We start from the raw sequence: 5117 nt of genomic DNA, 5'->3' as shown, positions 1-5117 counted from the left end.
GTTCAGGACGGCTCGACGTTGAACATCGACGGCCACACCATCACCTTCAAGAACGCCCAGACGCCGCAATCGGCGGCGAGCGTGACCTCAGGCGGCGTCAGCGGCAACATCGTCACCGACGGCAACGGCAACTCGACCGTCTATATCCAGAGCGCGACGCTCACCGACCTGCTCAACTCGATCGACCTTGCCACCGGCGTCAAGACCGCCAGCATCTTCAACGGCGCGGCGTCGCTGACGACCACTGCGGGCCAGATCCCGTCGTCGGTCAACAGCAGCGGCCAGCTTGCGCTCTCCACCGGCATCAACGCCGATCTCTCGATCACCGGCACCGGCAATGCGCTCAACGCGTTCGGCCTCAGCGGCAACACGGGAACGGCGACAGCCTTCACCGCGGCGCGCACCTCCGGCGTTGGCGGTGTCAGCGGCAAGACGCTGACCTTCACCTCCTTCAACGGCGGCACGCCGGTCAACGTCACCTTCGGCGACGGCACCAACGGCACCGTCAAGACGCTCGACCAGCTCAACGCACAGCTTCAGGCCAACCACCTGACGGCGACGATCGACGCCAACGGCTTGCTGACGGTGACCACCGTCAATGAATATGCCTCCTCGACGCTCGGTTCGACGACTGCGGGCGGCACGGTCGGCGGCACGATCACCGGCATTCTGGCCTTCACCACCGCGCAGCCTCCGGTCCAGGATCCTGTCGCGCAGACGGCGCGCTCGAATCTGGTCAACCAGTTCAACAACATCCTGGCGCAGATCGACACGACGTCGCAGGACTCCTCGTTCAACGGCGTCAACCTGCTCAACGGCGATACGCTCAAGCTCGTCTTCAACGAGACCGGCAGCTCGACGCTCGGCATCAACGGCGTGGTGTTCAACGCGGCAGGCCTCGGCCTCAGCAACCTCGTCAACGGCGTCGACTTCATCGACAACGGCGCCACCAACAAGGTGCTGACCAGCCTGAACGCGGCCTCGAGCACGCTGCGCTCGGAAGGCTCCGCGCTCGGCTCGAATCTGTCGATCGTGCAGGTGCGTCAGGACTTCTCCAAGAACCTGATCAACGTGCTGCAGACCGGCTCGTCCAATCTGACGCTGGCCGACACCAACGAGGAAGCGGCCAACAGCCAGGCGCTGTCGACCCGCCAGTCGATCGCGGTCTCCGCGCTGTCGCTCGCCAACCAGTCGCAGCAGAGCGTGTTGCAGCTGCTCCGCTAATCTCGCAGCGCAAGACAGCTACTCGAGATACCGCGGCGGGGCTAATGCTCCGCCGTTGTTTTGAGGGAGATTGCTAAGACAGGATTAGCTGAGATTGATGTGCATGACACGAGGCGTGTTTACAGCGTGCGTGTGCGCATCTAGCTTCGGGACGACGAAGAAACTCCGTGACCCGTAATAATCCGGAGTGCTTCCAAGCACACACGTAAGCAAATCTTAAGCGGTGCTGCCTAGGGTTGGGAAAGAAATCCTTAAGCGCGTTCAACGGGCTAGGTAACCTCCAGGGTGTGATTGATGTCGAATTCTGCTGCCTCGGCCTACGCGCGCGTCGCAACGACCACCGCGTCTCCTCGTGACGTCGAGGCCCAGACTCTGCTCAAGGCGGCGAACAAGCTTCAGGATGCGATCAACAACGCCGACCCGCTCAGCGAGCAGACCATGCAGGCGCTGATGTTCAATCGCAAGCTCTGGACCATCTTCCTCAGCGAAGCCATGCGCGACAACAATCCGCAGCCGATCGACGTCCGGCAGAAGATCGCCAACATCAGCGTGTTCGTGCTGAGCCAGACCGCGGCGCTCCAGATGAGCCCGCAGTTCGATCACTTCCGCCCGCTGATCGAGATCAACCGGAATATTGCCGCCGGTCTGTCCGGCCGGCCGTGATGGAGGCTCGTGATGGCCGACATCATGAGCATCCTGTCGACCGCGTATAAGTCCAACGTTCTCTCCAGCACGTCGGGCTCGTCCAAATACGCCGCAGTCGATTCTTCCCTGTATCAGGGGAACTGGGCCGGCACCTATTCCGACGGCAAGAAATTCTCGCTCAGCGTCTCGCACGTCGACGGCTTTCGCGCGCAGGTCCACTATCAGAGCGAGGGGACCTCGCAGTATCAGCAGGTCCTGATCAAGGACTCATCGTTCCGCTTCGGGAATACCAAGTTCACGCTGACGGACACCGGCAAGGCGCAAATCAAGAACGTCGTCACCGATCCCGCGACCGGCTCGACCTATCTCGACACCGCTGCGGCCACGCTCGACGCGTGATGGTCAGGCGCTGAGGTCCGTATTGAGCGGACGCGAGGGTTCAGACTTCAAATCCAGTGCATGGAAATAGGCCCGCCGGCGCAGCATCGCTTCGTCGGGGAACTGGTTGACCACCGCCTCGGTCCTCTCGTTGACGACCTGGAAGACGAAGGACGCCGCCGCCTGGTCGAACACGACCTGGCGTGAAACGTTCTCGTTGCTCTGCACATCATTGCGTACAGCCGCGGTCGGATCGCTTGCGGCGACCGTTTGGCTCACCRGCAAATCGGTTTGCACGGCCTCGGTCGCCGCCGCATTGGACGTCGTCACGATCTGCGCGGGGGCCGGTATCCCCACCGGCCTGATGCTGAAATCTGTACTCATGGCAGCCTCCTGGTTGCCTCGCGTGAGTCAAATCCCAACCCCTCTCAATGCGCAACCATGGAACACCAGGTTTGAAGACCCGGTAAGGAAACGTGACTAACCGCGCGACGAGATCGCCGCGCGATTTTTCGTAAAATTGCAGGTGATTTTCGCGTGTGCTCAGAGCGAGCGGCTGACCGCGAGCGGGGTGATGTGGCGCGGGCCGGGGGCCGCGCGGCGCCCGGCCGCCGTATAGGTGTTCGGCACGTTGCGCTTCTGGATCTCGGCATTGACGCCGCGCACGACGCTTTCGGAGACCGCGTGTGCGGTCGCGAGTACCGTGAGGTTGACCTGGAGCATGGCGCGGAAGGCGTCGTGGTGCCGATGCAGCGTCGAGAGCAGCTCGGGCGCGGATTTCGCGAGCTGGGCCTGGTTCGCCTTCAACTGGCTGACGGCCCCGACATAGTTTCGCGACAGCTCCTGCTTCCGGCTCTCGAGCGTCATCGCCTCGCGGACGTTGCCGGCGCGGACGAGCTCGGTCTCGCGCTCGATCAGTCCGAGCAGGGCGTTCATCGCATCCATCAGGTCTTCGGCGAGCTTGCGCGCTTCGGCGTTGCCGGGCGCGGTGTTCGCGCGTTGCGCCGGCATCGGCTGACGTGAGGCGTTGAAGTGGTTCATGTCGATGGGACCTTATGCCGTGCGGATGGTTTTCGCCTGCTGCAGGATGAGGGTGCGGTACACCTCGGTGGCGACGCCGATGCCGCCGGCCTTGGCGAAGTTCTTGGAATATTGGTCGGTCAGCATCGAGCGCCATACGCCGGTGCCCGGCGTGTCGCCGAACGGACCTTCGCCCTTCAGGCCCGAGGTCATCTGCGAGAACATGCTGTTGAGAAACATCGCCTCGAAATCGGTGGCGGTCTTCTGCGCCTTGGTCTGCTGCTGCGGCGAGACCTTTTGCAGCGCGGCGGCGAGCTCGAAATCGGGCCGGCCGTTGCGGCTCTCCACCGAGAAGGCCGAGGAGGTGGTGGCGCGCGGGGTGTTGATCATGCTCGCCTGCATCACATCACCTCGATGTCGGCTTCGATCGCGCCCGCGGCCTTGATGGCCTGGAGGATGCTGATGAGGTCGCGCGGGCCGATGCCGAGGCCGTTGAGGCCGTCGACGAGCTGCTGGAGCGAGACGCCGTCCTTGACGAGGGCCAACTTCCTGCCGTCCTCGGTGACGCTGACGCTGCTCCGCGGCGCGACCACGGTCCGCCCGCGGGACAGCGGATTGGGCTGGCTCACCTGCGGGCTCTCGGAGATCGTGACGGTGAGGTTGCCTTGCGCGACCGCGACGGTGGCGACGCGGACGTCGCGGCCCATCACGATGATGCCGGAGCGCTCGTCGATGACGATCTTGGCGGCGAGATCGGGATCGACCTGGAGCTGCTCGATCTCGGTGAGGAAGGCCACCACGTTGCCCTTGAACTCCGGCGGGATCGCAAGCTGCACCGTCGATGGATCGATCGGCTCGGCGGTCTTGACGCCGAGATAGTCGTTGATGGCCGCCGCGATGCGTTTGGCGGTGGTGAAGTCGGCATTGCGCAGCGCCAGGCGCACGTTCGGCAGCCGGTTGAGCGCGAACTCGATCTCGCGCTCGATGATGGCGCCGTTGGCGATGCGTCCCACCGTCGGAACCCCGCGCACGATCTTGGCCGCTTCACCCTCGGCCTGGAAGCCGGAGATCGCGAGCGAGCCTTGCGCGACCGCATAGACGTTGCCGTCGGCGCCGAGGAGGGGGGTGACGAGCAGGGTGCCGCCCTGGAGGTTCTTGGCGTCGCCGAGCGCGGACACCGTGACGTCCATGCGGGTGCCCTGCGTCGCGAAGGCCGGCAGATTGCCGGTCACCATCACGGCGGCGACGTTGCCGGTGCGGATGGTGGCGCCGCGGATGTTGACGCCCATGCGCTCGAGCATCGCTTGCAGCGACTGCTTGGTGAAGGGGATGTTGTTGAGGGTGTCGCCGGTGCCGTTGAGGCCGACGACGAGGCCGTAGCCGATGAGCTGGTTCTGCCGCACGCCTTCGATATTGGCGAGATCCTTGATGCGCGAGGTCGCAGCCGCGGACGTGACCGACAGCGTCAGCGCTGACAGCGCGGCGCAGGCCACCCCAACAATCCTCACCCAACGAACGCCTGGCATCCTCTGCTCCCCGAGGCTCCTCAAATCGAAGGACCTTGTTCGACACTCCCATGACGAGCTGGTCCGCAGCTTTCCTTGCGAGCGCTGTGCCAGACTGGGGTGGCGGGGTTAGGCGATTGAATAGGTTGAATAAACCTGTTTCGACCGGTGTCAGCCGGCGTTCGCCCTGAGGAGCGAAACTGCCGGATGCCGGCAGATTTTGCCGGGCTCTTTACGCATCATTAACCATAAAGCGGCGAAGCTCGGGCATCGATCACCCGGATTGCTTCGATGCGCATCTACGGACCGAACGGCACCACGCTTGGAACGCCGGCCAGCCAGGCC

Annotated in this window: 7 protein-coding genes; 3 read left to right on the top strand and 4 right to left on the bottom strand. The window is 63.9% G+C overall.

Annotation, left to right across the window (positions count from 1 at the left end; all coding sequences use genetic code 11):
* From ACXJL8_RS33525 to ACXJL8_RS33515, 3 genes are all read left to right on the top strand, one after another.
* The coding region (locus ACXJL8_RS33525; RefSeq protein ID WP_456686338.1) for a DUF1522 domain-containing protein at window positions 1-1224 on the top strand (1224 nt) is incomplete at its 5' end.
* Between the two features lie 294 nt (window positions 1225-1518).
* Window positions 1519-1887, top strand: a complete 369-nt coding sequence (gene flaF, locus ACXJL8_RS33520; RefSeq protein ID WP_275194067.1) for a flagellar biosynthesis regulator FlaF — start codon at window positions 1519-1521, stop codon at window positions 1885-1887.
* 12 nt (window positions 1888-1899) lie between these two features.
* Window positions 1900-2268 carry a hypothetical protein gene (locus ACXJL8_RS33515; protein ID WP_456623964.1) on the top strand — a complete coding sequence of 123 codons (369 nt, stop codon included), beginning with the start codon at window positions 1900-1902 and terminating at the stop codon, window positions 2266-2268.
* A 3-nt stretch (window positions 2269-2271) separates the two neighbouring features.
* Here ACXJL8_RS33515 and ACXJL8_RS33510 read toward each other — a convergent pair whose 3' ends face one another.
* From ACXJL8_RS33510 to ACXJL8_RS33495, 4 genes are all read right to left on the bottom strand, one after another.
* Window positions 2272-2631 carry a hypothetical protein gene (locus ACXJL8_RS33510; RefSeq protein ID WP_456686337.1) on the bottom strand — a complete coding sequence of 120 codons (360 nt, stop codon included), beginning with the start codon at window positions 2629-2631 and terminating at the stop codon, window positions 2272-2274.
* 159 nt (window positions 2632-2790) lie between these two features.
* On the bottom strand, window positions 2791-3288 hold the full coding sequence (locus ACXJL8_RS33505; RefSeq protein WP_456623962.1) for a hypothetical protein: 498 nt from the start codon (window positions 3286-3288) through the stop codon (window positions 2791-2793).
* 12 nt (window positions 3289-3300) lie between these two features.
* The gene (gene flgJ / locus ACXJL8_RS33500) at window positions 3301-3669 is read right to left on the bottom strand and encodes a flagellar assembly peptidoglycan hydrolase FlgJ (RefSeq protein ID WP_456623961.1); all 369 of its coding nucleotides are present in this window, start codon (window positions 3667-3669) and stop codon (window positions 3301-3303) included.
* On the bottom strand, window positions 3669-4793 hold the full coding sequence (locus tag ACXJL8_RS33495; RefSeq protein ID WP_456623960.1) for a flagellar basal body P-ring protein FlgI: 1125 nt from the start codon (window positions 4791-4793) through the stop codon (window positions 3669-3671). The genes flgJ and ACXJL8_RS33495 overlap by 1 nt, the downstream gene beginning before the upstream one ends.
* Window positions 4794-5117: the final 324 nt, after the last annotated feature.

Source organism: Bradyrhizobium sp. P5_C11_2 (assembly GCF_054049755.1).
This window is presented reverse-complemented; position numbering and strand designations above follow the sequence as displayed.

Coding starts and splice junctions, on each gene's coding strand:
- ACXJL8_RS33505 (WP_456623962.1), bottom strand. CDS start 3,288: ATGAACCACTTCAACGCCTCACGTCAGCCGATGCCGGCGCAACGCGCG.
- flaF (WP_275194067.1), top strand. CDS start 1,519: ATGTCGAATTCTGCTGCCTCGGCCTACGCGCGCGTCGCAACGACCACC.
- ACXJL8_RS33515 (WP_456623964.1), top strand. CDS start 1,900: ATGGCCGACATCATGAGCATCCTGTCGACCGCGTATAAGTCCAACGTT.
- ACXJL8_RS33495 (WP_456623960.1), bottom strand. CDS start 4,793: ATGCCAGGCGTTCGTTGGGTGAGGATTGTTGGGGTGGCCTGCGCCGCG.
- flgJ (WP_456623961.1), bottom strand. CDS start 3,669: ATGCAGGCGAGCATGATCAACACCCCGCGCGCCACCACCTCCTCGGCC.